We start from the raw sequence: 26269 nt of genomic DNA on the forward strand, positions 1-26269 counted from the left end.
CGGCGCTCGTGTCCTCGCGGCCACTGTGCCCGTGCGGTCACGATCGCCCCATCGTGTGCGGGCATCGAGATCCGTCGTGACCGGAGCTGTTCGCACTCCCGCCACGCCGCTCTACCGTGACCCCGTCTACGATGGCGCGGCGGACCCCACAGTGGTGGTCGACGATGAGGGCACCTGGTGGATGCTCTACACCCAGCGCCGTGCCGATCATCCCGATCCCGGGCCCGGAGTGGCGTGGGTGCACGGCTCGCGCGTGGGCGTCGCCCGCTCGGACGACGGCTTCGCCTGGACCTACGTCGGCACTCTGGAGCCCACCGCCGATGGACTGGAGCTCGCCTCCGCTCCGCAGCCGGGCCGGGTGGATCGCACGCACTGGGCGCCCGAGCTGGTCCGTGCCGACGACGGCTGGCGGATGTATCTGACCGAGATCGACGGGATCCCCGATCGGTGGGAGGGGCACGAGCGCCGGATCGTCGAGTACCGCTCCGACGATCTCCGCCGGTTCCGGCGCCGTGGGCCGGTCGATCTCGGCAGTGATCGGGTCATCGACGCCGCCGTGGCCCGTGTCGGTGATCGCTGGCGGATGTGGTTCAAGGACGAGGCCGCCGGTTCGGTGACCCGTGCCGCGGTGTCGGATGATCTGGAGTCCTGGCGGCAGGACGGCATCGCGATCGGGGGTCGTCCTCACGAGGGGCCGCACGTCTTCCCGCTGGGCGGGTGGTACTGGATGATCGTCGACGAATGGCGGGGGATGGCCGTCTATCGGAGCCGGGATGCTGTTCACTGGCGCAGGCAGGGGGGCGCCGACGAGGTGATCCTCGGTGAGAGTGACGAGGGGGCGCGGGTGCAGGTCGGCCGGCACGGCATGGTGCTCGTGCGGGGCGATGCCGGGGTACTGTTCTTCTTCACCCATCCGGCGTGGGACGGCGTGGAGATCGCCGATGCGGACGCTGTCGAGCTGCGCCGCAGTGCTGTCTTCCGTGCCGACGTGCGCGTGGCCGACGACATCCTGATCTGCGTGCGATGAGGTGATCCAGCCTGTGCGCGTGACCGCGCATCGGTAGGATGTGACCGGTCTCAACGATGTCGTTCGGGAGCATTGTGAGTCGTTTCAATCGGTGGTATTGTCCTGGCAAGCGCTTTCCCGCGCGGTCGATGGGCGAGGTCCCCGGCGCCGGGCACCCGCCACACAGCACAGCACGGACACCGACGTTCGCGAACACGCGGGCGCCACAGAGAGGACAAGGATGTTCAGCAAGAAGCGCATCGCGGCCGTCGCCGCGATCACCGGCGCCGCACTCACGCTCGCCGGCTGCGGAGGCGGTGCCGACGCCGGATCCGCGGGCGGGGCGGCGACCCTCGATCCCAACGAGAAGGTCACGCTCACGTTCACGTGGTGGGGCAACGACGACCGGGCCGATCGGTACAACCAGCTGATCGAGAAGTTCAACGAGGAATACCCCAATATCACGATCAACGGCACCTTCACCGACTTCCCGTCGTACTGGGAGAAGCGCCAGACCGAGGCGGCCGGTGGCGGCCTGCCGGACGTGTGGCAGTTCTCCGACTCGTACCTCCGCCAGTACGGGCAGGCAGGCTACCTGCTGGATCTCAACACGGTCAGCGACGTGGTCGACATGTCCACGTTCGAGGACTCTCTCAAGGGCACCGGCAAGCTCGGTGACAAGCAGTACTCCCTTCCCACCGGCTACAGCCTCTGGGCGAACTTCATCAACACCGACCTGCTGACGGCTCACGACCTCACGCCTCCGGCCGAGAACGCCACGTTCGCCGACTTCGACACGTGGATGAAGAGCGTCACCGACAAGACCGGCGGCGCCGTCTACGGCGGCACCGACTACACGCAGCGCATCCAGCAGTTCGAGCTGAAGCTGCGCAGCGAGGGCAAGAACCTCTACACCGACGACGGTCAGCTCGGCTTCGACGAGGACGAGCTGAAGGAGTTCTGGAGCTCCGGAGACGCGCTGCGCGACGGCATCACGATCCCGCAGAGCAAGCTCGAGGAGATCAACCCGAAGTCCGGGTTCGGTGCCGGACTCACCGCCAGCGAGATGAGCTGGAGCAACTTCCTCGGCGGCTACCTCGCCGACTCCGGAGCGTCGTCGATCGAGCTCGTCGCCCCGCCCACCTACAAGGTCGGATCGAAGGACCTCTACCGCCAGGGCGGTCTGCAGATGGCGATCTCGGCCAAGACCAAGCACCCCGCCGCAGCCGCGGCCTTCCTGAACTTCGTGGTGAACAGCCCCGAAGCGGGAGAGATCTTCGGCACCACCCTCGGCTTCCCCGCCTCCTCCTCGAAGCTCGCCGGCACCACGCTGGAGGGTGTCGACAAGCAGGTCGCCGACTACATCGAATCCGCTGCCGACCGCATCGGCGACGCGCCGCCGCCCGCCGTGGTGGGCTACGGCGCGCTCGAGCAGAAGTTCTGGGATCTCGGCAAGGCGCTGGGTCTCGGCAGCATCACCGTCGACGAGGCCGTCAAGCAGTTCTTCGACGAGGCGAAGGTCACCCTGGGCTGAGAGGCCCGAGCATCATGACGCAATCGGTCTCGACGCCCACCCGGCGCGTCCCGTCCGCACCCGCTTCCCGTCCGGCCACCGGCCGGGCGGGAAGCGCCCCGGACACGCGCAGCACCCGGGGGCGGGCTGCGCGCCGCCGTGAGACGGCGGCCGGCTACATCTTCCTGTCGCCGTGGCTCATCGGCTTCTTCGCCCTGACGGCGGGGCCGATGCTGTTCTCGCTCTATCTCGCGTTCACGAACTACGACATCTTCAGCGCCCCGCGCTTCATCGGGTTCGACAACTTCACCCGGATGTTCTCCGACGACGTGTGGTGGAACTCCGTTCGGATCACGCTGATCTACGTCCTCGTCGGCACACCGATCAAGCTCGCGGCGGCGCTCGGCGTGGCGATGCTGCTGAACTTCCGCAACAAGGGCAGCGGCTTCTTCCGCTCCGCGTTCTACGCGCCCTCGCTCATCGGTGCGAGCGTCAGTATCGCCATCGTGTGGCGGGCGATGTTCTCCACCGACGGACCCGTCGACAGCTCGCTGAGCCTGTTCGGCATCGACATCGGGGGCTGGGTGGGCATCCCCGCGCTGGTGCTGCCGATGATGATCCTCCTCGCGGTGTGGCAGTTCGGAGCGCCGATGGTGATCTTCCTCGCGGGTCTCAAGCAGGTGCCGCAGGAGCTCTACGAGGCAGCCGAGATGGACGGGGCGGGTCCGTTCCGCAAGTTCTCCTCGGTGACCATGCCGATGCTCTCGCCGGTGATCTTCTTCAATCTGCTGCTGGAGATGATCAACTCGTTCCAGGTGTTCGCCTCGGCCTACATCATCGGCTCCGGGACCGGCGGACCTGCCGGCGCCACCAACTTCTACACGGTGTACCTCTACACGCGTGCCTTCACCAACAGCCAGATGGGCTACGCGTCCGCCATGGCGTGGGTGCTGCTGATCGGCGTCGCGATCCTCGCGTACATCCTGTTCCGCAGTTCCAACACCTGGGTCCACTACGCGGGAGATGACCGATGACCACGACAAACATCGGGCTGCGCGACGCTGGCATCGCCCCGGGGGCGACCGCTTCACGGCGACCCGTCAGCCGCAAGACCTGGCAGAGCGTGATCTGGATCATCGTGATGATCGCGATCACCGCCCTGGTGCTCTACCCGCTGGCCTGGATGGTGCTGGCCGCCTTCAAGCCCACCAGCGAGTTCGGCGCCAACCAGAGCTTCTGGCCGCAGAACCCGACGATCCAGAACTTCTTCACGGTGTTCGAGGGTGTGGGCGGCGTTCCGCTGTGGCGCTTCTTCCTGAACTCGCTCCTGCTGGCGGTCGGTGCGGTGATCGGCACGGTCTTCTCGGCGTCGCTGGCGGGGTACGCGTTCTCGCGGATCAACTTCCGCGGCCGCGGTGTGTTCTTCGCCATCATGATCGGCACGCTGCTGCTGCCGTTTCACGTCCTGATCATTCCGCAGTACATGCTGTTTCGCGGGCTCGGGCTGGTGGACACGTTCGTCCCCCTGCTGATCGGCAAGTTCCTCGCCACGGATGCGTTCTTCGTCTTCCTGGTGGTGCAGTTCATCCGCGGTCTGCCGAAGGACATGGACGAGGCGGCGCGGATCGACGGCGCAGGGCACGGGCGCATCTACTTCTCGATCATTCTCCCGCTGATCAAGCCGGCGCTGGTGACAGCGTCGATCTTCGCCTTCATCTGGAGCTGGAACGACTTCCTCGGACCGCTGCTGTACCTCAACTCGCCCGACAACTACCCGCTGCCGCTCGCGCTGCGCGTGTTCAACGACCAGACCAGCTCCTCGGACTACGGCGCGACCGTTGCGGTGTCTGTGCTCGCACTGCTGCCGGTGCTGCTGTTCTTCATCGTGTTCCAGCGCTTCCTGGTCGACGGCGTCGCCACCCAGGGGCTGAAGGGATGAGTGCGCCGGCCGGGACACGAGCCCGGCGCGCGGCCGACCGGGCTGCGCGCTCGGGCAGCGGTCCGCTGCCGGGCAGTGCAACGATCGCCCGCTTCCCGGGTGCCGCGGCGAAGTTCGCGCTGCTGGGGGAGGTCCTGCTGGTCGGCGTCGTGGTGCTCGCCCTCTCGATCCCGCTGGTGACGCTTCCGGCGGCGGTGGCCGCGGGGGCCGCCCACCTCCGGCGCTTCATCGCGGCGGAGGGCTCGTCGATGCGGCTTCTGCTCGCGGATTTCCGCGCCGCCCTCCGAGGCGGCATCGGCATCGGGGCGGCGGCGCTGGTCCTGGCCGGCGTCCTGACCCTGGACATCCTCGTGGCACCGTCGGTCCCCGGCGGTGGCGTGGTGGCCGTCGCCGGCTGGGTGCTGCTCATCGCGCTCGGCACGGTCGTCGCGCTGGCCGCCGCGTCGTTCTCCGCCGAAGCGGGATGGATCGCTACGTTCCGGCGGCTGCCGGCGACGGTGGCGGCCGATCCGGGCGGGGCGGTTTACACGGCGGTGGCGGTCACCTTCACGGGGTTCATCACCACGGTGCTGGTGCCCTTGCTTCTGCCCGCGTTGGGCTGTCTCATCCTGGCACTCGTCGCGATCCCCGAGCGTCCCCGTCGCGCCACCTCGCGCCGCGGCTGACGACGAGCCCACGGCCGCATCGGTGCCGGTGGGCTCGTCGGGCCGTGGCGCGGAAGACCCTGCGTCTACGGGACGATGCCGCGTCGCCCCTTCGCCGGCTGATCGCCGTCGAGCCCGGCGATCGCTCGGAGCGAGAGCGCGACGAACGCGGCGATGCGGCGCGCACCGGTCACGCTGAAGTGCGTGTCGTCGGTCAGCCCGTCGGGCCAGCCCGGGTACTCACCCGGGGCATAGTGCGACAGCGGTGATCGTGACGCCTGGTCTCCGAGATTCGTTCTTACCGAACGTGGTAGCGGTCGTGCCAACGGCTCCAGGCGAACAGCCGCGAAGTATCTTGACACCAGGGGCTCGTTGCTGTGATCAAGGAAAGTTCCTTCATCGGCGTGAACCTTTCAGAGTTGACCGGACATACCTGTCATGACCGGTGTATCCGCCGAGGTAGCCGAACTGTCGAGGAGGACAACATGGGAGATGCCGTAGCTTCGTCGAACGATCGCTGGAAGCTGCCAGCGTGGCAGCGCTGGCTTGCAATCGTCATCTTCGCCCTGGCGTCCTTGATCCTGACGATTCGGTTTCCACCGGCAGATGCGCTCGGTTGGATCGCACAGCAACTTGGCACGACATATGGGGTGCCGTTGTTGTTCGTGGCAGCGATGTTCGTCCTTGTGGGCTGCTTGCTCATCAAGGAGCGTCGCTTGCGTGTTCTTCGGTACATCTCGTTCGGAGTCGCCGCGTACATCGGCTTGAGCGGGTTTCTACTGATTGCAACGCCGGTCTGACAGCCCAACGAGAAAGGTTCGAAGATGAATTTCACGATGTTTGGCAGCAGGAAGCGACGTGCCATCACCTGGGGGGCAGCGGGATCCGTTCTCGCTCTCGCGCTAGCGTTCCCGACAGCCGCCTCGGCCTCATCGGGACTGCCTTCGGATGAGAGCGTGTCGGCTGCTCTGAATGCAGAGTTGCAGGCGGCTTCTGCCGCGTCAGGCGGCACAGTTACCATCAGCGACGTGACAGTGGATGTGAGCCCTGAGCTCGTGAGTGCCGCTGGAAGCTCTGACCCGGACGTGATCGCGACGTACATTCTCGATGAGGCGCAGAACGTTGCAGCCTCTCGGGGAGCGGTTGCGCAGTTCTCCGCGGGTACCGAGGCACGGAACCTCGCGCCTTCCTCGTCGGCAGCGCTTCGGGCGTCCAAGACTCAGAACTACACGGCGGATCAACTCACCGCCCTGCCGTCGATCGGTGTCGCGTGGGTGAACCAAGACATGACCGTCAACTTCACGGGGAACACGATCAACAGCGTCACCCTCAACGGGAACTCGTACGGGACCGGAATCTCGGTGTTCGTGTATTCACACATCAACACCCGCCTGGAATACCGCCTAAACCGTACATGCCTGTTCACGATCATGAAGGGCACCTTCAGCGCAATTATCAAGGGCTCGGCCGTGAACTTCGCTGCAGAAGTACTCGCTGCGGACGGTCCGCGCAACGGCAATATGTCGGACATCCTTTACACATCCTGCTGATCTGTGACTGTGGGTCGCTCGTCTATGGCCCCAAGAGGAGCGACCCACAGTCTCATGCCTATGACGCGCCACCCATGCGATACCCCTGAGAGTTGACGCAAGGCCACTATCGGGGAACCGCGATCCGCTCTGCGGGGATTGTCCATAACTCGATGGCCATGTGCGTTGCTGTGACCGTCGCCTGAGCTTCCAAGGCGTAGGTTGTCATGCCGCGGCGCGGAAGCCCCTGCGTCTACGGGACGATGCCGCGTCGCCCCTTCGCCGGCTGATCGCCGTCGAGCCCGGCGATCGCTCGCAGCGAGAGCGCGACGAACGCGGCGATGCGGCGCGCACCGGTCACGCTGAAGTGCGTGTCGTCGGTCAGCCCGTCGGGCCAGCCCGGGTACTCACCCGGGGCATAGTGCGACAGCAGTGATCGTGACGCCCGGTCTCCGAGGTCCTCGTACAGCCAGGTGGTGAACGCCGTGAGGTCGACGAGCGGCGTCCCCGTGCTGCGTGCGAGCTCACGCACCGCGTTCGGGTAGTCGCCGTGCGTGGGATCCACCCGGCTCCCCGCGAACCACCGGCGCTCAACCGGCGTGCACAGCACGGCCCGGGCGTCGCGCTCGCGGACGTCCTCGATCATCGCGCGCAGGCGATCCGTGAAGCCGCCACGGGCGTCGAGCTCCGCCTCCTTCTGATCGTTGTGGCCGAACTGGATCACCACCACGTCCCCGGATCTGACACCGTCGAGCAGGCGCTGCCAGCTGCCCACGTCGAGGAAGCTCTGCGTGGTGGCCCCGCCGAAGGCGTGGTTGCACACCTCGAACCCCAGCCGCTCCGCGAGGAACGTGCCCCACCCCGCCATCGGGTGCTCCGGCGGCTTCCCGGGCGCCACCGTGGAATCCCCGGCCAGGTGATACCGGGTCATCGGGCTGCCCCCGCCGCCGCGAGGCGAGTGAGACCGAGCGCCGTGCAGGCCGTCATTCCGCCTCCGCAGGCAGCAGATCACCGATCAACGCCAGGTTCTGAATCGCCGCCAGAGCGTACTGCGCCGCATCGTTGGTGGACACCGAGGGCGCCTCATCCACGGGGTTCACCACGTGGGGAGGCTCGATCCGGTCCAGGCGGAAGTCGCGTCTGTGCACCAGCCACTCGCCGATGCCCTCGAAGGCCGCCCACGCCCGCGCCGCCTGCTCCGGATCGGCGTCCTGAGCGGCGACGTAGGCGGTGAGGCGGCTGTGCGCCTGTTCGAGGTGGATTCCGCTCAGCGGTGCGCCGACGGCCCGCGTCTGCTCCTCCGGGGTCGCCAGGTAGAGGCGGCAGTAGCGGAGCCAGGCCTCGCGGAAGCCGGGGACATCGACCAGATCGATCAGCTCGCTGACGATCTCGACGAGTCCGAAGACGGCGCTGAGATGAGAGACGGCGATGCGATCACGGGTCGTGTCGAACCGCCCGGTGTCCAGGTCGTACAGCGCCTCCCCGGTGAGGAATCCCTGGGGGAGTGCGGCGATGTCGGCCATCGTGCCCAGCAGCCGGTCGCGCGACCACTCATTGCCGGTGCGCTCCCAGTCGGCCAGCCAGGTGGCGGCAAGCGCCCCCCAGTCGGTTCCGAGTCCCACAGCCAGCGCGTTGCGGTCGGGCCGGTACGTGGCAGCGTCCTCGCGCACCTTGCGCGTGGGATCGGTGTCCAGGAATCGACGGTCGCTGTGCCGCAGCTCCTCCAGCAGATCCCCGACACGCTCATCGGCCGTCAGATAGTGGAAGTAGCGGCGATAGGCCGGGCTGGAGATGCGCAGCTGCTTCGCGCTGCAGCCCCAGTGCTGGACGTTGTGCCGGGAACCGAGGCCGGCCCATCGGCCGGCGTGATAGACGTCCACTTCGCCGGTGTGCCGCGTCATGGCCTCGGCGAGACGGAACACATCGGCACGGCCGGTACGGAGGTAGGACGTCCACAGCCAGAGGTCGGGGGAGAGCTCGCTGTTGTCCCAGGCGTAGCCGCCGACGTCATAGCGCCAGACGTGACGATCCGGATCGTAGGCGTGCATGACGTCGCCGTAGTTCCAGAATCCGTACCAGCGGCGCTGGCCGACCTGACCCAGGTAGAAATCGAGGAGGAAGTCGATGGAATCCTCGATCTCCGCGCGCAGCGGCCTCGACCGGTCCACCGGGGCCCAGTCGCCGAACACTCCCACCGCGTGCAGGTGTTCGCTGGTGGGCTGCAGGAGCGGCGGATTCTGTAGCGCCGCCACCTCGGCGGCCACCTGCTCGACGGGCGGCGTGGCGTCGTAGACGAAGAGAGTGAGCTCGTGCGTGCGGGCGATGCCGTGCGCGTCGCCGAAGCCCGGCTCGTAGTCCTCGTAGGTGATCTCCAGCGCCTCCAGCTGGGTGGCGAAATCCTCCTGGCCGAGACCGTCGTGATAGAAGCGCAGGTCCATCGGCTCGGCGTCGGGCGCGTGCAACCACGCCGTGACGGAGCCGGCGCTGCCTGCGGCATCCCGCACGTCCAGGCGACCGGGGAACGACTGCCAGAAGGACCGTACGCCGATGCCGAGTCCGCCGGTGCCGGCGTCGGTGAGGGAGATGTAGCCGTCGCTGCGGGTGCCGGCCCCGGCATCGATCCAGGCATGTCCCGGCCGGGTGCGCTTTCGCAGCAGGAAGCCGTCCGCGTTGGCCTGGCTGAGCGAGTAGTCGCCCCACGTGGGGATCAGGTGCAGCCGGTTGGACACCTGCGGGTTCCACTCGGAGAGCGCGGGGAGCGCCTCGCCGCGGATCTGAGCCGCCCGGATGTGCTCGCCCGGGTCGCGGCGGAGCCCCGTGATGCCACGCACAGCCTCGGAGAAGAGTCCGCCGTCGGCGCCGGCGATGCGCACATGACGGTCGTGTTCGGCCGAGCGCAACGGGACCTGCGCGGTGATGCCGAGTCCGGCGAGGAAGTCGTGCTCGGCGTCGCCGTCCCACACGAACGAGTGCACCACGCGGATCTGCTCGGAGCCGGCCATCAGCACGAAGCGCACGCAGAACGGCAGCCACTGCCGGCCGGAGCCCTCCTCACGGTGACGGCCCGTGACCTTCACCACGGCCCGGATCGGGCCGCGCTGCTCGACGACGACGTCCTCCACCACCGAGACGGCAGCATGGCGGGACCCGCCACCGATCTCGTCGATGCCGTCCTGGCGCGAGCTCACGAGCGTCAGGTTCTCGGCGATCACCGTGTCGCCGCGGCGAACGGCGGACACCAGCGCCGTACCGCCCGGCTCGCCGAAGGTGACCTCCAGCACGTCGGTGCTCACGCGCACCGGATCGTCGTGGACCCGAACGGGACCTTCGGACACGACCGCTTCCGGCACGATGACGATCTCATGTTCTCCGGGGGCCGTCGTGGCACCGATCGCACACCCCACCCACTTGAGCGATCCGTCCGGCCAGGCGGCGAGCGGCCAGAACTGAGCCGGGCGCTGCTCGCCCGCCACCTCCCGCACCCGCAGGCGTGCCGGGTCGGTGAGCACGCCCCGGGGGAGGGGTGCGCCCCACGTGACGCCGGCCGCACCGGCCGGTGCCTCGCCGTCGAGCCAGCGCAGCGGGATGACGACGGTGTCGTCAGTGGACATGGTGACCTCCGTGGGGGAACGGGAGGGCGCGCCTCAGAGGGCGTGCACCTCGAGATTGCGGTAGTCAGCGACGAGTGGTGCCATCTGCCGGAAGCCGATGCGGCCGGTGCGCACGCGCGGACCGGCGGTTTCGTCGTCGTGCCAGGAGAAGAGGGGGAGTCCGTCCACGGCGAAGCTGACGTCGGCACCGTCCTTGACCACCTCGACGCGGTAGAACGCCCCGCGCGCATCGACCACGGGCGGCAACGGGTCGGCTCCCTGCGCGACGAGGTGGAAGCCGGGGGACTTGCGCAGGTTGCAGGTGTGGAGGGCCCGCTCGTCCTCCCAGCGACGCCGGAAGTACGACACGTGCAGGGTGTGCAGGTCGCCGGAGTGGTACTGCGGGTAGGCGCCGGTGCGGGGTTGCAGCTGCGGGTCGAAGATACTGCCGCCGTCACGAGCGGCAGCACCGAAGAAGAGCATCGCGAGTCCCGGTTCGCGCACGGGCGAGAACTCCCAGCTCACGCGGATGCGATCCGGGAAGACCTCCGGGCACCACACCGTGAAGTGATCATCGTCGCCGCCCGCCGACGACAGGCGCACCGCACCGCCGGCGTCCGCGCAGCGCACCGGACCCTCACCGATCCAGTCGGACATCGACGACGCACCCGTCAGCGGGTTCGCATACAGGAGGGAGCTCGCGCTCATCCCTTCACACCGCCGATCAGCATGCCCTTGGCGAAGTGCTTCTGCAGGAACGGATAGAAGATGAGGATCGGCAGCGTCGCCACCACGATCACGGCGAACTTGATGCCCTGTGCCGGGGGCAGCTCGGTCATGTCACCCTGCACCATCGACAGGTCGGTCGCGACCGTCACCTGACGCAGGAACATCTGCAGTGTCCACATCGACGAGTCGTTGAGGTACAGCAGCGGAGACATGAAATCGTTCCAGATCCCCACCGCGTAGAACAGCGCGAACGTGGCGAGCACCGGTGTCGACAGCGGCAGGATGATGCGCCAGAGGGTCTGGACCTCGTTGGCGCCGTCGATCTTCGCCGACTCCTCCAGCTCCGCCGGCAGCTGCTGGAAGAAGTTCTTGATGATGATCAGGCTGAACGGGTTGATGGCCGCGGGGAGGATGAGGGCCCAGTAAGTGTTGAGCAGCCCGAGGTCCTTCACGACGAGGAAGGTGGGGATCATCCCGCCGCTGAAGACGAGCGTGACCACGACGAGACCCATGATCACGCGACCACCGGGAAGGTTCCCCTTCGACAACGGGTAGGCCATCGCCGCCGTGAGCAGCAGCTGGATGGCCGTTCCGACCGCGGTCACCAGCACCGTCGTGATGATGGCCCGCAGGAACGCCGGCGAGGTGAGGATCGACTCGTAGGCCTTCAGGCTGAACGTCTCGGGCCACAGGAAGAACGAGCGCGTGGTGAGCTCGGACTCCGTGGCGAACGAGCCGGCGAGGACATAGACGAACGGGATGAGCGCCACGATGCCGAGCGCCGTGAGGAAGACCACATTGACGACGTCGAAGACGCGTCCGGCGGGTGTGTTGAAGCGGTAGCGTTCGCGAGCCATCAGAAGACCCCGTTCTGGTTGAAGCGCTTGGCCAGCCAGTTCGCGCCGAAGATGAGCACGACGCCCACGATGGCCTTGAACAGGCCGACGGCCGTCGAGTAGCTGTACGAGCCCTGCGTGATGCCCATGAAGTAGACGTAGGTGTCGAACACGTCGGCCACCTGACGGTTGAGGGCGTTGGTCATGAGGTAGATCTGCTCGAACCCGGTGTTGAGCACGTCGCCCATGCGCAGGATGAGCATGACGATGACGGTCGGCATGATCGAGGGGAGCGTGATGTGCCACACCCGCTGGAAGCGGCCGGCACCGTCGATGATGGCGGCCTCGTACTGCTCCTGATCCACCGTCGCCAGCGCGGCGAGGAAGATGATCGTGCCCCACCCGGTGTTCTTCCAGATGTCCTGCAGCACGATCAGCGGACGGAACCAGCCGGGGTCGGTGAGGAAGTCGATGTCGGTCCCGAGCATCCCGTTGATCAGGTGGAACAGCGGGCCGAGGTCGAGCGCGAACAGCAGGTAGGTGAGCGAGGCCACGACGGTCCACGAGAGGAAGTGCGGGATGTACACCAGGGTCTGCACCGTGCGCTTGACGATCGTGACGCGCAGTTCGTTCAGTAGCAGCGCCACGATGATCGTGAGCGGGAAGCAGATGAACAGGCTGAGGGCCGCGAGGATCAGCGTGTTGGCAAGCAGTCGGGCGAAGTCGGGGCTCTGGAAGAAGGCCTCGAAGTGCCGGAAGCCCACCCAGGCGCTGTCGTTGATGCCGAGGAACGGCACGTAGTCCTTGAAGGCGATGACGGCGCCGTACATCGGGCCGTAGCGGAAGGTGGCGAAGTAGATGACGCCCGGGATCAGGAGCAGATAGAGCCACTTGAACTGGGTGAAATGCACGCGTACGCCACGGCGACGCCGCCCCGGGGGCACCACGAGTGCCTCCGTCACGGCGAGGTTCTGATCGTCGACGACTGTCATCGCTCGTCCTTTCCTCGGTGCGGGGCGGCCGGTGACCGCCCCGCACGTCGTCACTTCTTCGAGGCGTCGGCCTGGTAGAGCTCGTTGATCTCGGAGGCGACCGCGTCGCCGCCGCTGGAGCGCCAGCGCGCGATGGCGTCCTCGAGCCCCTTCTCATCGATCTGGCCGGCGAGGAACTGGATGCGGGCGTCGGAGATGATGGTGTCCAGCTGAGCGCCCTGTGCGGTGTAAGTCTCGGAGACGTACGGGGCCGCGGGGTTGTAGATGGCGTGTTCGAGGTCGCTGTCCTGGATCTTCAGACGCTCGTCGTACATCTGCTGCTCGAACTCGGTGGGCTGCTTGGGCAGGTACCCCTGGAAGCCGTTCACGTTCGTGCCGAGCTGGGCGAAGCTGAGGACGGTGTCCTTGTCGACTTGAGAGGCCCCGTCCACGGCCACGGCGAGGCCGTCCTCGACCGTGTAGGTCACGCCCTCGATGCCGTTGTTGATGATCTTGCCCGCCTCCGGGGAGTTCATCTCATTGAGAACGCCCAGCACTGCGCGAAGTTGCTCTTCGGTGCGCACCTGCGCCTTGGGGATGGCGAGGAAGCCGCTGTAGCCGGCCGTGGGCATGGCGTTGAGCTCGCCGTCCGAGTTCGTGAGGTTGCCGGTGACGGTCACGAAGTTCTCGTAGTCGTCGGGGTTGCTCTCCTTGAGGAGGCTGGTGATCACGCCGGCGCGCGAATGCACGTCGATGATGATGCCGCCCTTTCCGTTGAGGAACGGCTCGTTCCACTTGGCGGAGTCGAACGTGGCGTAGTCGGGGTTGACGAGACCCTCGCTCACCAGCTTCTTCTCGAACTTCACCGCGTTCAGCCACTCCGGCTGCGCAAAGGACGGTTCCAGCGTGCCGTCGACATCCTTCCACAGGTTCCCGGCACCCGACCACACCTCGATGGCGTCGTACGGGCTGTTGCTGCCGATCGAGCCCGGCCACTTCGGGATGATCAGGCCGTAGGTGTCCTTCTGGCCATTGCCGTCCGGGTCGTTCTCCGTGAACGCCTTCGCGATCTCGTACAGATCATCGATGCTCTTCGGCGCCTCGAGGCCGAGGTTGTTGAGCCAGTCCTTGCGGATGATCACGGCCGCGCGCATGGCGTCGCGGGCGCGGAAGACGCCATAGACCTTGCCGTTGATCGACGACGCAGCCTGCACGGCGGGGAGGTTGGTCTTCAGGTTCGGGTAGTCGTCGAGGTAGTCGGTGAGCTCCCAGAACGCACCGGCCTGGGCGTTCTTCACGAACCCCGGGGTCTTGCCCTGGATCACCATGACCTGCGGGATGCTGTCTCCCGCCAGCGTGATGTTGGTCTTGTCCTCGTACGACGCGTTGGGGACCCAGTTGATGTCCAGGTCCACGCCGATCACCTTCTCCAGCGCCTGCTGGACATCGCTGTCCGCGGCCGGGGCGTTGGTGGTGAGAAACGGCGCCATGATCGACAGCGACGTGAGCTCTGCCGACTCGGAGGACGAGGAGTCCTGCCCGGCCGAGCAGCCGGCCAGGGCGAGCGCGCCGACGGTGGCGAGCCCGATTCCGGTGAGGATTCTGCGGTTCATCGTGTTGTTCCTTCTGGGGTGATTCGGTCCGCTGCCGTCAGCGAGCCGATGCGGGATGGGACAGGTGAGGCTCCACGCCGGCGTGCGCCCGAGGCGCTCGCGCAGCCGTGGCGGAGAGCGGGGCGGATGAGCTGGCGGGCGGGGACACCGGCGTGGTGGAGGAGCTGCCGTGCTCCTGCGGTGAGGGGGCGGAGTCCTGCTCGGCCACACGACGATCGTTCGCGGCGAAGAAGCCGAGGCAGAGCGCCGTGGACACGACGAGCCAGGCGCCGACAGCGAAGACGGGAATCAGGCCGGGCAGGAAGAACGATGCGACCACGATCGCCAGGGCTGCCACGGCCAGCAGCACCCCGTGGATGAGGTTCGCGAGCAGCCAGCGCGAGGCGACGAGGAGATAGCGGCTGCGGGGGAGGTCGTAGTTCACATACAGGGTGGCGAGCACCGCGGTGAGCAGGAACGCGAACACGAAGCCGAACCCGGTGGCGATGACGACGGGCGCCGGTGCGGAGCCGAGCATCTGGGTGGTGGTTCCGAGCAGGAGCAGCGCCGTGGCCACCTGAGCGGGCCCGACGACGACGTTCGCCGCGGTGAACTCCGTCAGCCAGCCACGGGAGAACTCGCGGACGACGCGCACGCGGTCGCCGCGCAGACGACGCCGTGTCAGGGCGGCTGCGGTGACCGTGGCGGGCGCCGCGCCCAGCACGATGAGCCCGGCCACCGTGAACGTGACCCACAGCAGGTTGATCAGGGCGGTGAACCAGATCCATTCGCACGCAGCGTGAAGGCGAAGCGCCCAGCCCACAGAGCCGCCGTCACCGCTCATGCCGTCTCCATCGATCGTCGTCTGCGCGCCGCGCAAGCGACGTCGCGTCGCGCGGCTCGGCGTAGGAATACGCTTTCCCGGCGAACGTACCTGGCATTTTGAATCGTGTCAATCGCGGGCCGATGAATCCGGGTAGCGCTTTCCCATCGAGACTTGCGCCGACGCACGGCCCGTGCCACGATAGCCGGAAAGCGCTTACCGCTGAGCGATGCGGAAGCCGGAACTTCGCCGTTCGATATGGAGATACACGTGTCAGAGACGACCACAGCCCCCCGCCCCGCCGTGCGTGAGGTCGGCATCATCATGAACGGCGTTTCGGGGCGGATGGGATATCGCCAGCACCTCGTGCGCTCCATCCTCGCCATCCGCGACGCCGGAGGCGTGGAGCTCGCCGACGGCTCCCGTCTCACCGTGCGCCCCGTGCTCGTGGGCCGCAGCGAGGCGAAGCTCGCGGAGCTGGCCGAGCGTCACGGCATCGCCGACTACACCACCGATCTCGATGCCGCTCTCGCCGACGAGCGCAATGAGATCTACGCCGACTTCCTGGTCACGCAGGCCCGCGCTGCGGCGCTGCGCAAGGCGATCGCCGCGGGCAAGGCGATCTACACGGAGAAGCCCACCGCGGAGTCGCTGGAGGAGGCTCTGGAACTCGCCCGGCTGGCCTCGGAGGCGGGTGTGAAGACCGGGGTCGTGCACGACAAGCTGTACCTGCCGGGCCTGCAGAAGCTGAAGCGGCTGATCGATTCCGGGTTCTTCGGTGAGGTGCTGTCGGTGCGCGGCGAGTTCGGGTACTGGGTGTTCGAGGGGGACTGGCAGCGGGCGCAGCGCCCGAGCTGGAACTACCGTGCCGAGGACGGCGGCGGGATCATCGTCGACATGTTCCCGCACTGGAGCTACGTGCTGGAGAACCTGTTCGGCCGGGTGGAGACGGTGTACGCGCAGGCGAAGACGCACATCCCGCGCCGGTGGGACGAGGCGGGGGAGCCCTACGAGGCCACCGCCGATGACGCCGCGTACGGCATCTTCGAGCTGGCCGGGGGCGCCGTCGCCCAGATCAACTCCAGCTGGACCACCCGCGTGAACCGCGACGAGCTGGTGGAGTTCCACATCGACGGCACGCTGGGCTCCGCGGTGGTCGGCCTGTTCGGCGCCAAGATCCAGTCGCGTAACGCCACGCCCAAGCCGGTGTGGAACCCGGACCTCGCCGACGAGCACGACTATGACGCCGACTGGGCTGTCGTCCCCACCAACGACGTGTTCCTCAATGGCTTCCGTCAGCAGTGGGAGGAGTTCCTCATCTCGTTCGCCGAGGGCACCCGCTACCCGTTCGACCTGCTGGCCGGTGCGCGCGGGGTGCAGCTGGCCGAGGCCGGCCTCGCCTCCAGCCGGGAGGGTCGCCGTATCGCCCTCGACGAGCTCACGCTGGGCTGATCCGATGACTGATCTGACGCTCCTCGACTCATCCGGTGCCACCTCCACGGTGCCGCTGGACGACCACGCCGGTTACGCCCGTCCCACCACGCCGTTGCGCTCGCGCGTGGCGTATGCGGCAGCGCACGTGGTGCCCAAGACCGCGGGCGACAACACTCCCGGCCGCCCCGCCGAGATCGACTGGGATGAGACACTCGCGTTCCGCCGGCACGTCTACGGCTGGGGCCTCGGCGTCGCCGACGCGATGGACACCGCGCAGCGCAACATGGGCCTGGATGCGGCCGCCACCCGGGAGCTCATCACCCGCAGCGCCGAGGTGGCGCGCGAGGAGGGCGGGTCGGTGGTCGTCGGCGTCAACACCGATCACGTGGACGACGAGCACATCGGCCTGGACGCCGTGATCGACGCCTACAAGAGCCAGCTCGCCTTCACCGAGGAGCAGGGGGCGGGCCCGGTGCTGATGGCCAGCCGTCACCTCGCCCGTGCGGCCTCGTCCGCGCAGGACTACCGCCGTGTCTACCGCGCGGTGCTGGCATCGGCGCAGACCCCGGTGGTCGTGCACTGGCTGGGCACCGCGTTCGATCCGCAGCTGGAGGGGTACTTCGGCTCCACGGACTGGCGCGAGGCGTCCCGTGTACTGCTGGAGATCATCGCGGAGGCGCCCGACAAGGTGGCCGGCGTGAAGATGAGCCTGCTGGACGCGGAGAGCGAGGTGGCGGTGCGCGAGCAACTGCCCGAGGGCGTTCGCATGTTCACCGGCGATGACTTCAACTACGTCGGGCTGATCGGCGGCGCCGACGTTCCCGCCGCCGCGCAGCCCGCGCGCGAGCCGGGCTCCGAACGTCAGCACTCGGATGCGCTGCTCGGAGCGTTCGCGGCGCTCACGCCGGTGGCCTCGGCCGCCATCCAGGCGCTGGATGCCGACGAGCCCGATCGCTATCTCGAGATCCTGGAACCCACCGAGGCGCTCAGCCGTCAGGTGTTCGCCGCGCCCACGTTCTACTACAAGACCGGCGTGGCGTTCCTGTCGTGGCTGAACGGCCACCAGCGCGCGTTCCAGATGGTCGGGGGGCTCCACGCCGCCCGGAGCCTTCCGCACCTGTCGGAGATCGTCCGCCTGGCGAACGCGTCCCGTGCCCTGGAGCGACCGGAGCTCGCCGTCGAGCGCTGGCATTCGCTGCTGCGGGTGAACGGAGTCGAGGCGTGAACCCGGAGCTGGGCCCGTCACGGCTGTCCGTCAACCAGGGGACGATCAAGTACGCGGATCTGGCCACGGCCCTGCGCGTCACCGCCGAAGCCGGCATCGAGGCGATCGGGCCGTGGCGCGAGCCCGTGGCGGAGGTCGGGCTCGACACGGCGGCGAAGATGATCGCCGATTCCGGGCTCCGCGTGTCGACATACTGCCGCTCGGGGTTCTTCACCGCGGGAGATCGCGCTGCGGTGCTCGATGACAACCGCCGCGCCATCGAGGAGACCGCGGTGCTGGCATCCGCGGGCGCTGCGGGCTCCGCGCCCGTACTGGTGCTGGTGGCCGGCGGTCTTCCAGAGGGGTCGCGCGACATCGTCGGCGCCCGGGAACGCGTGCGCGACGGTGTGGGCGCACTGGCGGAGGATGCCCGCGCCGCCGGTGTGACGCTCGCCATCGAGCCGCTGCATCCGATGTTCGCCTCCGATCGGTGCGTGGTCACCACTCTCGCCGAGGCGCTGGACATCGCGTCCGATTTCGATCCGGACGTGGTGGGCGTCACCGTCGACACGTTCCACATCTGGTGGGATCCGCAGGTGCTGGACTCCATCGCTCGGGCGGGCCGCGAACGTCGGATCGCCACCTACCAGGTGTGCGACTGGCGCACTCCGCTGCCGGCGGACGTCCTGCTCAGCCGGCACTACCCGGGTGAGGGCGTGATCGATTTCGCCTCACTTACCCGCGCGGTGATGGACACCGGGTACGACCGCGACATCGAGGTGGAGATCTTCAACCAGGAGGTGTGGGACGACGCGCCAGCGAACGTCGTGTCGCGTACCGCGGAGAGCTTCCGGAAAACGGTGTCCCCGCACCTGGCGGCCCCCGTAGACTCCGTGGGGTGAGCGAGATCCCGATGGCGCCCGACCTGTCCTCCGCGCGCGCCGCGGCGACCCTGCACGATGTCGCGCAGGCCGCGGGAGTGTCGCTGGCCACGGCATCGCGCGTGCTGAACGGGTCCACTCGCCGCGTGGCGGACGCGTATCGCGAGCGCGTCCAGGCGGCAGCGGACCGGCTCGGGTATACGGCGAACCTCTCGGCGCAGGCGACCGCCCGCGGCACCAGCGCCATCGTCGCGCTGCTGGTGGCCGACATCGCGGACCCCTACTTCGGCCAGATCGCTGCCGGGGTCGCTCGCGGTGCGGACGAAGCCGGGCTCGTGGTCACCATCGCCATCACCGAGCGCGACCCGGCCCGCGAAGTGCGCGTGATCCGTGCCCTGCGCGGTCAGCGTCCCCGGGGATTGATCCTGGCCGCCTCGCGCGACCTCGACCACGACGCCGCCGGGCTGAGCGGTGAGCTGTCGGCGCTGTCGGCCAGCGGGACGCGCGCGGTGGCGCTCGGACGCGGCGACGGCGACGTGCGCTGGCTGGCCGTGGACAACCGTGCGGGTGCCGCCGCTCTCGCCGAACACATGAGCGCGCTCGGGTACCGGCGCGCCATCGTGCTCGCCGCCGCGGAGGGGCTTCGCACCTCCGACGACCGCATCGCGGGCTTCGCCGAGGGCTTCACCGCGGGCGGCGGAGAGGAGCCGCGCGTGCTGCGGGGATCCTTCTCCCGTCAGGGCGGGATCGACCTCATGGCGCGGGCGCTGGCGGAGGGTGTGGAGCCCGGCACCCTGGTGTTCGGGATCTCGGACGTCGTGGCCATCGGCGCGATGCGCGCCATCCGCGACGCCGGCCGCACGGTGGGCGCCGACATCGCTGTCTGCGGCTTCGATGACATTCCCACCAGCTCCGACGTGACCCCCGCGCTCACCACGGTGCGGGTGCCCCTGGATGAGATCGGCTACCAGGCACTGCACGCCGCGGTGGCCGAGGACTGGCCGGGTCCCGGGGATGCCGTGGAGCTCACCGTGATCCCGCGCGATTCGACGCCTCGGCGAGCATGACGGGCACGCGGCGGCGGGTCGTGATCTGCCCGGACAGTTTCAAAGGATCGCTATCGGCGGCCGAAGCGGCGCGGGTGATCTCGGCAGGCTGGAGTTCGGTTCGCGGGGAGGATGAGATCGTGCTCCGCCCGATGGCGGACGGCGGTGAGGGCACGCTGGACGCCTTCCTCGCCGCGCACGATGCCTCGCCGCGCACGACCCGGGTCACCGGCGCGGATGGCCGTGAGCGCGACGCACCATGGGCGCTCCTGCCCGACGGCACCGCGGTCGTGGAACTCGGCGTCTGCTGCGGGATCGAGCAGCTGGGGTCCGCACGCGCGCCCTTCACCGCTCACACGGGCGGCTTCGGCCAGGCGATCGCCGCGGCGCTGGATGCCGGAGTGGAGCGGCTGGTGCTGGGGATCGGCTCCAGCGCCTCCACCGATGGCGGTGCGGGGCTGCTGCGCGCGCTCGGGGCCCGGCTGCTCGATGCCGGAGGGCGCGAGGTTGCACCCTCTCCCGACGGCCTGGCATCGCTGGCCTCGGTCGATCTGTCGGCTCTCCGGGCCGCTCCCGCCCGCGGAGTGCTGGTGCTCTCCGACGTCACGAACCCGCTGACGGGGCCGCACGGTGCCGCGGCGGTCTTCGGCCCGCAGAAGGGCATCCCGGCGGAACGGATCGGGGAGGTGGACGATGTCCTGTCCCGCTGGGCACAGGCGCTGATCGTGGCGGCGGGAGCCGCCGATGAGCTGATCACCGCCCCTGGCGCCGGCGCAGCCGGAGGCACCGGATTCGCGCTGAGGGTCTGGGGTGCCGATCTAGTTCCCGGTGCCGCTGCCGTGGCTGATCTGATCGGGCTTCCCGCGGCGAGCACCGCCGCGGACGTCGTCATCACGGGGGAGGGTTCCTACGATGCCCAGTCCGCGGCGGGAAAGGTCCCCGCGCACGTGGCGTCGTTGTCGAGCGCTGCGACCGTTCTGATCGCCGGGCGGATCACGCCGGATGCCGACACGTCGGCGTTCGCCGCGGCGCTGTCGCTCACCGAACTCGCCGGCTCGCCGGAGGCCTCGCTCGCAGACCCGCGGCGCTGGCTTCGCGAGGCCGCCGCGTGCGCGGCGTCGCGATTCTGACGCGGCTTCCCCGGGTTTCCGCGCGCACCTAGCAGAATGGCAGGGTGTCCGTCATCGCCGCCCGTGTCTTCGTGGGGGGTGCCGCGACCGCGCTGCTGACCTCCGTCGTGTGGCTGGCCCTGATCGTCGGCGGATCCGGTTCACACCCGGGCACGACGGTCACGCTCGCGGTCATCGCGGCGCTGTCGGGCACCGCTCTGCTGGTCGGCGCTGCGCTCGTCGCCCGGTTCGTGGACGCCTCGATCGAGCGTGATGTGCTGGTGGTCCGATCGGCTCTGCGCCCTCGTCGGGCGGTCGCTCTCGCGGACATCGAGGAGGTGGTCGTGATCGAGTCCCTGCTGCTTCCGGCGCGGACGGCCAGCTCGGTGCGCCGTCTCGTGATCCGCACGCGCGCCGGTGGCGTGATCGGCATCACCGCACGCAACGCCGGTCTGGTCGCCCAGCTGGGCGCTCGTGCGGTGCCGATTACCGTCGACTCCGAGCCCCTCGCTCCGGGTACCGCCGCCCGCCGCCATCCGGGGGCGTCATCGTGGGCCGAACGGATTCTCGGTGCGATGCTCTGGGCAGCGGTGATCGTTCCGGTGATCGTCGTGATCTGGCTGCTCGTGTCGCGATGAGCCCGGGCACGGCGGGGTCAGCCGGCGGCACGCCAGGCGTCGAGTCCGGCGCGGACGGTGGAAGTGGGTGGCACCGCCGCTTCCACCTCGGCGAGCGGAATCCAGTCGGCGTGATCCGTAGAGCCGCCCACCTCGATCGTGCCGAGCTCTCCGCCGACCACACGGGCCGAGAAGATCACGCGAACCGCCTTGAAGGGCCGTCCCCGATCGCCGGTCGGCCACGTGCTGCTCGTGACGGTGAGCAGCCCCGTGATCTCGGCGTGGTATCCGGTCTCCTCGTAGATTTCGCGGACGAGTCCCTGCTCCACGGTCTCCTCGAAGTCCACGCCGCCGCCGGGAAGCGACCATCCCGCTCGCTTGGGGTGGTTGAACCAGCTGAGCAGCATGCCGCGCTCATCGATGATGACCGCGTACGCCGCCAGTCGCGTCTCGTACTCGTAGAACTCCAGATGATGCTCGGCGCTCATTCGCCGAGCGCCTCCGAGACCACCGCACGAGCCTCTTCCTGCACCTGACGCAGGTGATCCTCGCCGCGCAGCGACTCGGCGTACAGCTTGTAGACGTCCTCGGTCCCCGACGGACGCGCCGCGAACCACGCGTGCTCGGTCTGCACCTTGAGACCGCCGATGGCCGCGCCGTTTCCGGGGGCGTGGGACAGCTTGGCGACGATCTCCTCACCGGCCAGGGCGGTGGCGGCGACCGCATCGGGGCTCAGCCGGCCGAGTGCCGCCTTCTGCTCGGGCGTCGCGGGGGCATCCACGCGCTGGTACGACGAGGCGCCGAACTGCGCCTCGATGTCGGCGTACAGCTGCGAGGGCGTGCGCTTCATGACGGCGATGATCTCCGCCGCGAGCAGCGCCAGCAGGATGCCGTCCTTGTCGGTGGTCCACACGGATCCGTCCGTGCGCAGGAAGGAGGCGCCGGCCGATTCCTCGCCGCCGAACGCCACGGATCCGTCGAGCAGACCCGGGACGAACCACTTGAAACCCACCGGGACTTCCAGCAGACGGCGCCCGAGGGACTCCGCTACGCGGTCGATCATCATCGACGACACCAGCGTCTTGCCGATGGCGGCATCCTCGCGCCAGCCCGGGCGGTGCGAGTAGAGGTAGGCGATGGCGACGGCGAGGTAGTGGTTCGGGTTCATGAGACCCGCGTCCGGCGTGACGATGCCGTGACGGTCGGCGTCCGCATCGTTTCCGGTCAGCACGTCGAACTGATCCCGCTTCGCGACGAGGGAGGCCATCGCCGACGGCGACGACGGGTCCATCCGGATCTTCTCATCCCAGTCCAGCGTCATGAAGCGCCAGGTGGGGTCGACATCGGGATTGACCACCGTGATGTCCAGGTCGTGCATCTCGCCGATGAGCGCCCAGTACTCGACCGATGCCCCGCCGAGCGGGTCGGCGCCGATGCGCACGCCCGCCTCGCGGATCGCGTCGAGATCGAGGATGTTCGCGAGGTCGCGCACGTAGGCCTCGCGGAAGTCGTAGGTTCCCACCGTGGAGCCGTCGATGTCGGCGAAGCGCACACGCTTCACGCCCTCGAGCCCGGCCGCGATCAGGCGGTTGGCCCTGTCGGCGATCCAGCCGGTGGCGTCGGTGTCGGCGGGGCCGCCGTGCGGCGGGTTGTACTTGAAGCCGCCGTCGGTGGGCGGGTTGTGCGACGGAGTGACCACGATGCCGTCCGCGCGGCCGGGATCGGCGGCGTCGCGTCCCCGGTTGTAGGTGAGGATGGCGTGGCTCAGCGCGGGCGTGGGGACCCACGACTCCCGCGAATCCTGTCGCACGTCCACGCCGTTCGCGACCAGGACCTCCAGGGCCGTGCGTTCGGCCGGAAGCGAGAGGCCGTGGGTGTCGCGACCGAGGAACAGCGGGCCGGCGATGCCCTGCGCTGCACGGTAGTCCACGATCGCCTGCGTGGTGGCGAGGATGTGGTCCTCATTGAAGCTCGTCGAGAACGAGGATCCGCGGTGGCCGCTGGTGCCGAAAGCGACGCGCTGGGCCGGCACATTCGGGTCGGGTCGTCGGTCGTAGTACGCCGCGATCAGCGCATCGACGTCGATGAGGTCTGCGGGTTCGGCGGGCTGTCCTGCGCGAGTCATGCCCTCAGTCTGCACCGAACGGGCCGAACACGCATGCTCGATTACCGCAGTACACGGCTGAAAGACAGCCGGAAGCCCCGCCGATCCACCGCCGCACGGGCGGTCTCGATTCCCGGACGGCGGCGGCTCCACGGCGCGATCTCGCGAGCGTGGTGAGTGCAACACCCACTACGGTGGAACCAAGCCGCTCCGACACGGCCGACGTTCCACGAGCCCTCCCCCCGGGGCATGAGGAGGAGAAGCATGCGCAGCCCTGTCCGCTGGGCCGTGTCGATCATGGCGGCCGTCGGTGTCCTCGGCGCGATCACGGCGTGCTCGCCGGGTGCGCCCGAGGGATCCGCGACGAGTGCGCCGGCCGATACCCAGGACGTCGTCACCGTGACGAATGACGCCGAGCTCGCCGATGCCGGAAGCCGTGTCGCCGCCGGCGGGATCATCATGATCGAACCCGGCACGTACCATTCCTCGCTCGAGGTGCGCGCCGATGATGTGACCGTGCGCGGCACCGACCGCAACGGCGTGATCCTGGACGGCGAGTTCACCCGCAGCAACGGCGTCGTGATGACCGGAGCGCGCGTCAGCGTCGAGAACCTCACGGTGCGCAATTTCGTGCAGAACGGCGTCCTGATCACCGGGGTCACCGATGAGAACGGTGCGGGCGTCGCGCGGGGGCCGGACGGCTATCTCCCGGGAAACGTGGCCGACCCCGTCGCCGGGTATCTGGTGCAGTCCGTCACCGCGCAGAACAACGGCCTGTATGGCATCTACGCGTTCAACCGCACCGGGGGAGTGATCCGCTCGAACCTCGCGAGCGGCGGATCGGACTCGGGGATCTACGTCGGCCAGTGCGAGGACTGCAACGCCGAGGTCTCGGGAAACGTCGTCACCCTCAACGCGGTGGGCATCGAACTCGCCAACGCGTCGAACGTCGTCATCGCCGGGAACCGCATCACGCGCAACCGCATCGGCCTCACCATCCTCTCCAACTACCTCGAGGCGCACGGTCCGACCCGGGGCGTCCGGATCGCCGGAAACGTGATCACCGACAACGACGAGTCGCAGACGCCCGAGCAGGCGACCGGTGCCTTCGGCGTGGGCGTCGGCCTGTCCGGAACGGTGGACGCCGTGGTGCGTGCCAACCTCATCACCGGCAACCCGAACGCGGGTGTCTGGGTGAACTCCTCGGACGACTTCGCCCCGTCGGGCACGAGCGTCACGGACAACGTCTGGGACGACTCGGCGCTGGCCGTGGTGTTCGCACCCAGCGCCGAGCATGCCGGATCACAGAACTGCTTCCAGCTGCCTGCCGGTGCACGAAGCGAACCGCCCGCGCTCGCCACGGCGCGCTGCAGCGACGGGATCGCCCCGGCCGCCTGGGCCCAGCCGGTCGCCCCCGCCGGCATCAGCTTCGCGAAGGTGGCGACGACGCCCGAACGTCCCGGTCTGGACAGCGTCGATGAGACCCCGCGCACGCTGCCGGATGCGGTGGACCTGCCGGACGTCAGCACCGTGAGCGTGCCTGCTGCCGATCTGCTCGCAGATCCCGCCGCATGAGCGAAGGCACGACCATGGAGCCGGGCGACGGCACCACGCGGAAGATCGGTCGCCGGTCGCTCTTCGCGGGAATCGGCGCTGCCGCCGTGACCGGGGCAGCCGGCTTCGCGCTCGGGCGGATGGGCGAGGGATCGGCTGCCGCCCCGGATCCGGCGGCCAGCACCACCAGCAGTACGCAACAGCGCGCGCTGGCCGAGGCCCACCGCCTGCCCGGAGCCACCTGGCCCGAGGTGCCCCCGCGGCACCTCACGGTTGCGGTGCTCACCCTCGCGTCGACCACGCCGGCGGACGTCCGCACCGCTGTCGAGGCGATTCACACCGCCACGAGCGAGGTCACCCCGGACGCGGGGGAGCTGACGGTTCTGGTGGGCGTCGCTCCCGCGCTCGCAGCCGCGGTCTGGCCGGAGCGGGTGGCGCATGCCGAGCCGCTTCCCGCTTTCCGCAATGACCGGGCGCCGTTCCTCGCCGCCGGGGACCTCCTGGTTGAGGTCTCTGCGGAGACGGCGGCGGCCGTCGCCGACCGGATGAGGGCGATCCTCGCCGCGACCCCGCAGGCCACGGTGCTCTGGCGCAGCAACGGCTCGCGCGATGCGCCGACACCCGCGGGGACGACCCGCACGCCGATCGGGTTCGTGGACGGGATCATCAACCCGCGGACGGCGGACCTGCTGGACGCGGGGGTGTGGACGGGCACGGGACGCGACACGTACGCGGTCGTGAGACGGATGCACATCGAGTCGACCTTCACCGGCCTGGCGGTGCCGGAGCAGGAGGAGGCCATCGGCCGCCGCCGGGACACCGGGTCTCCGCTCTCCGGCGGCGACGGCATGGCGGAGGTCGATCTGTTCGCGAAGTCCGAGACGGGTCGTCTGCTCACGCCGACGGCCGCGCACGCACGGCGCGCGCACCCCAGCAACATCGGCCGCCCGCTCATGCTCCGCCGCAGCTATGCTCTCGGCGATGCTCCGGGGGCGGGGCTGCTGTTCCTCGCGTTCTTCAACGACCCCGCGACGTTCATCATGACCCAGCGCCGCCTCGACGAGCAGGACGGACTCATCTCGCACACCTACACGGATGCCGGCGGGGTGTTCTTCGTTCCGGACCCCGCCATCGGCTGACCGTCCGTG

Annotated in this window: 25 protein-coding genes; 15 read left to right on the forward strand and 10 right to left on the reverse strand. The window is 68.8% G+C overall.

Features of this window, described 5'->3' with window-relative positions; genetic code table 11:
* Window positions 1-76: 76 nt before the first annotated feature.
* The 5 genes from ACIQJ5_RS01970 to ACIQJ5_RS01990 all read left to right on the forward strand — a co-directional run bounded on the left by ACIQJ5_RS01970 (window position 77) and on the right by ACIQJ5_RS01990 (window position 5123).
* Complete coding sequence (locus ACIQJ5_RS01970) at window positions 77-1027, forward strand: hypothetical protein (protein ID WP_231090706.1); 951 nt, start codon at window positions 77-79, stop codon at window positions 1025-1027.
* 220 nt (window positions 1028-1247) lie between these two features.
* Window positions 1248-2540 (forward strand): ABC transporter substrate-binding protein, encoded by a 1293-nt coding sequence (locus ACIQJ5_RS01975; protein WP_402840356.1) that lies wholly within the window; start codon window positions 1248-1250, stop codon window positions 2538-2540.
* 14 nt (window positions 2541-2554) lie between these two features.
* Entirely contained in the window at window positions 2555-3553 is a 999-nt protein-coding gene (locus ACIQJ5_RS01980; protein WP_231090704.1) for a carbohydrate ABC transporter permease, read from the forward strand.
* Window positions 3550-4458, forward strand: a complete 909-nt coding sequence (locus ACIQJ5_RS01985) for a carbohydrate ABC transporter permease (protein ID WP_231090703.1) — start codon at window positions 3550-3552, stop codon at window positions 4456-4458. The genes ACIQJ5_RS01980 and ACIQJ5_RS01985 overlap by 4 nt, the downstream gene beginning before the upstream one ends.
* On the forward strand, window positions 4455-5123 hold the full coding sequence (locus tag ACIQJ5_RS01990) for a hypothetical protein (RefSeq protein ID WP_231090702.1): 669 nt from the start codon (window positions 4455-4457) through the stop codon (window positions 5121-5123). The genes ACIQJ5_RS01985 and ACIQJ5_RS01990 overlap by 4 nt, the downstream gene beginning before the upstream one ends.
* Window positions 5124-5188: 65 nt before the next feature.
* On the opposite strand, the gene ACIQJ5_RS01995 is transcribed toward ACIQJ5_RS01990, so the two are convergent.
* Complete coding sequence (locus ACIQJ5_RS01995; protein ID WP_402840361.1) at window positions 5189-5464, reverse strand: hypothetical protein; 276 nt, start codon at window positions 5462-5464, stop codon at window positions 5189-5191.
* A 123-nt stretch (window positions 5465-5587) separates the two neighbouring features.
* Here ACIQJ5_RS01995 and ACIQJ5_RS02000 point away from each other — a divergent pair, with 123 nt between their 5' ends.
* On the forward strand, window positions 5588-5902 hold the full coding sequence (locus tag ACIQJ5_RS02000) for a hypothetical protein (RefSeq protein WP_402840364.1): 315 nt from the start codon (window positions 5588-5590) through the stop codon (window positions 5900-5902).
* 24 nt (window positions 5903-5926) lie between these two features.
* A complete protein-coding gene (locus ACIQJ5_RS02005; protein WP_402840367.1) occupies window positions 5927-6652 on the forward strand; it encodes a hypothetical protein in 726 nt (241 codons plus the stop codon).
* A 232-nt stretch (window positions 6653-6884) separates the two neighbouring features.
* On the opposite strand, the gene ACIQJ5_RS02010 is transcribed toward ACIQJ5_RS02005, so the two are convergent.
* The 7 genes from ACIQJ5_RS02010 to ACIQJ5_RS02040 are packed head-to-tail and all read right to left on the reverse strand — an operon-like array spanning window position 6885 to window position 15193.
* Window positions 6885-7562 (reverse strand): rhamnogalacturonan acetylesterase, encoded by a 678-nt coding sequence (locus ACIQJ5_RS02010; RefSeq protein ID WP_402840370.1) that lies wholly within the window; start codon window positions 7560-7562, stop codon window positions 6885-6887.
* Window positions 7563-7614: 52 nt separating this feature from the next.
* Window positions 7615-10242, reverse strand: a complete 2628-nt coding sequence (locus ACIQJ5_RS02015) for a Tat pathway signal sequence domain protein (RefSeq protein WP_402840373.1) — start codon at window positions 10240-10242, stop codon at window positions 7615-7617.
* A gap of 33 nt (window positions 10243-10275) precedes the next feature.
* Window positions 10276-10929, reverse strand: a complete 654-nt coding sequence (locus ACIQJ5_RS02020; protein WP_402840375.1) for a DUF1961 family protein — start codon at window positions 10927-10929, stop codon at window positions 10276-10278.
* Complete coding sequence (locus tag ACIQJ5_RS02025) at window positions 10926-11807, reverse strand: carbohydrate ABC transporter permease (protein ID WP_402840378.1); 882 nt, start codon at window positions 11805-11807, stop codon at window positions 10926-10928. Before ACIQJ5_RS02025 ends, ACIQJ5_RS02020 begins: the two co-directional genes overlap by 4 nt.
* Window positions 11807-12778 (reverse strand): sugar ABC transporter permease, encoded by a 972-nt coding sequence (locus ACIQJ5_RS02030; protein WP_231090697.1) that lies wholly within the window; start codon window positions 12776-12778, stop codon window positions 11807-11809. The genes ACIQJ5_RS02025 and ACIQJ5_RS02030 overlap by 1 nt, the downstream gene beginning before the upstream one ends.
* A gap of 50 nt (window positions 12779-12828) precedes the next feature.
* Window positions 12829-14370 carry an extracellular solute-binding protein gene (locus ACIQJ5_RS02035; protein ID WP_402840381.1) on the reverse strand — a complete coding sequence of 514 codons (1542 nt, stop codon included), beginning with the start codon at window positions 14368-14370 and terminating at the stop codon, window positions 12829-12831.
* A gap of 37 nt (window positions 14371-14407) precedes the next feature.
* A complete protein-coding gene (locus ACIQJ5_RS02040; RefSeq protein ID WP_231090695.1) occupies window positions 14408-15193 on the reverse strand; it encodes a DUF624 domain-containing protein in 786 nt (261 codons plus the stop codon).
* A 237-nt stretch (window positions 15194-15430) separates the two neighbouring features.
* Between ACIQJ5_RS02040 and ACIQJ5_RS02045 the strand changes: the two genes are divergently transcribed.
* The 6 genes from ACIQJ5_RS02045 to ACIQJ5_RS02070 are packed head-to-tail and all read left to right on the forward strand — an operon-like array spanning window position 15431 to window position 21484.
* Window positions 15431-16624 carry a Gfo/Idh/MocA family protein gene (locus tag ACIQJ5_RS02045; protein ID WP_231090694.1) on the forward strand — a complete coding sequence of 398 codons (1194 nt, stop codon included), beginning with the start codon at window positions 15431-15433 and terminating at the stop codon, window positions 16622-16624.
* A gap of 4 nt (window positions 16625-16628) precedes the next feature.
* Complete coding sequence (locus ACIQJ5_RS02050; protein ID WP_402840385.1) at window positions 16629-17831, forward strand: dihydrodipicolinate synthase family protein; 1203 nt, start codon at window positions 16629-16631, stop codon at window positions 17829-17831.
* Entirely contained in the window at window positions 17828-18712 is an 885-nt protein-coding gene (locus ACIQJ5_RS02055) for a sugar phosphate isomerase/epimerase family protein (protein ID WP_402840388.1), read from the forward strand. Before ACIQJ5_RS02050 ends, ACIQJ5_RS02055 begins: the two co-directional genes overlap by 4 nt.
* Window positions 18709-19758, forward strand: a complete 1050-nt coding sequence (locus ACIQJ5_RS02060; protein ID WP_402840391.1) for a LacI family DNA-binding transcriptional regulator — start codon at window positions 18709-18711, stop codon at window positions 19756-19758. Before ACIQJ5_RS02055 ends, ACIQJ5_RS02060 begins: the two co-directional genes overlap by 4 nt.
* Window positions 19755-20867: a glycerate kinase gene (locus ACIQJ5_RS02065; RefSeq protein WP_402840394.1), complete on the forward strand. Its 1113-nt coding sequence runs from the start codon at window positions 19755-19757 to the stop codon at window positions 20865-20867. Before ACIQJ5_RS02060 ends, ACIQJ5_RS02065 begins: the two co-directional genes overlap by 4 nt.
* A gap of 44 nt (window positions 20868-20911) precedes the next feature.
* Window positions 20912-21484: a hypothetical protein gene (locus ACIQJ5_RS02070; RefSeq protein ID WP_402840397.1), complete on the forward strand. Its 573-nt coding sequence runs from the start codon at window positions 20912-20914 to the stop codon at window positions 21482-21484.
* Window positions 21485-21501: 17 nt separating this feature from the next.
* Here ACIQJ5_RS02070 and ACIQJ5_RS02075 read toward each other — a convergent pair whose 3' ends face one another.
* Both ACIQJ5_RS02075 and pgm read right to left on the reverse strand, forming a co-directional pair.
* The gene (locus ACIQJ5_RS02075) at window positions 21502-21951 is read right to left on the reverse strand and encodes an NUDIX hydrolase (RefSeq protein ID WP_402840400.1); all 450 of its coding nucleotides are present in this window, start codon (window positions 21949-21951) and stop codon (window positions 21502-21504) included.
* Window positions 21948-23588: a phosphoglucomutase (alpha-D-glucose-1,6-bisphosphate-dependent) gene (pgm, locus tag ACIQJ5_RS02080; protein ID WP_402840403.1), complete on the reverse strand. Its 1641-nt coding sequence runs from the start codon at window positions 23586-23588 to the stop codon at window positions 21948-21950. Before pgm ends, ACIQJ5_RS02075 begins: the two co-directional genes overlap by 4 nt.
* A gap of 243 nt (window positions 23589-23831) precedes the next feature.
* Here pgm and ACIQJ5_RS02085 point away from each other — a divergent pair, with 243 nt between their 5' ends.
* Window positions 23832-25142 (forward strand): right-handed parallel beta-helix repeat-containing protein, encoded by a 1311-nt coding sequence (locus ACIQJ5_RS02085; RefSeq protein ID WP_402840406.1) that lies wholly within the window; start codon window positions 23832-23834, stop codon window positions 25140-25142.
* Window positions 25139-26260 (forward strand): Dyp-type peroxidase, encoded by a 1122-nt coding sequence (locus ACIQJ5_RS02090; RefSeq protein ID WP_402840409.1) that lies wholly within the window; start codon window positions 25139-25141, stop codon window positions 26258-26260. The genes ACIQJ5_RS02085 and ACIQJ5_RS02090 overlap by 4 nt, the downstream gene beginning before the upstream one ends.
* The last annotated feature ends 9 nt before the right edge of the window (window positions 26261-26269 follow it).

It is taken from the genome of Microbacterium sp. GXS0129 (assembly GCF_044769785.1).
Lineage (GTDB): Bacteria > Actinomycetota > Actinomycetes > Actinomycetales > Microbacteriaceae > Microbacterium > Microbacterium nymphoidis.